A 307-nucleotide genomic window follows, 5' to 3' on the forward strand; every position below is an offset into this window, starting at 1 on the left:
TTCGCTGATGCCCGCCAGATGGTCGAGGGCATCATCTACCGCTACCGATGCGGGATCGCCTGGCGGGACCTGCCCGAGACGTTCGGCAAGTGGCAGACGGTATGGACCTGGCATCGCCGGATGGCCGACGACGGCACCTGGGACACCGCGCTGGCCCGCTTGACCGCTCACGCTGACGCGGCCGGCCAGCTCGACTGGTCGCTGTCGGTGGACTCCACGATCGCGCGTGCTCATCAACACGCAACGAACATCACGCGCCTAAAAAAGGGACTCGTCGAACTACACGAATCCGGACGTCGAGCCGCCT

At 65.5% G+C, this 307-nt stretch carries 1 pseudogene; it reads left to right on the forward strand.

Features of this window, described 5'->3' with window-relative positions:
- A pseudogene (locus MTQ12_RS14845) lies at positions 1-307 on the forward strand (transposase); the annotation flags it as partial.

Source organism: Brevibacterium sp. R8603A2, assembly GCF_023072605.1.
In the GTDB taxonomy this organism is placed as follows: Bacteria; Actinomycetota; Actinomycetes; order Actinomycetales; family Brevibacteriaceae; genus Brevibacterium; species Brevibacterium pityocampae.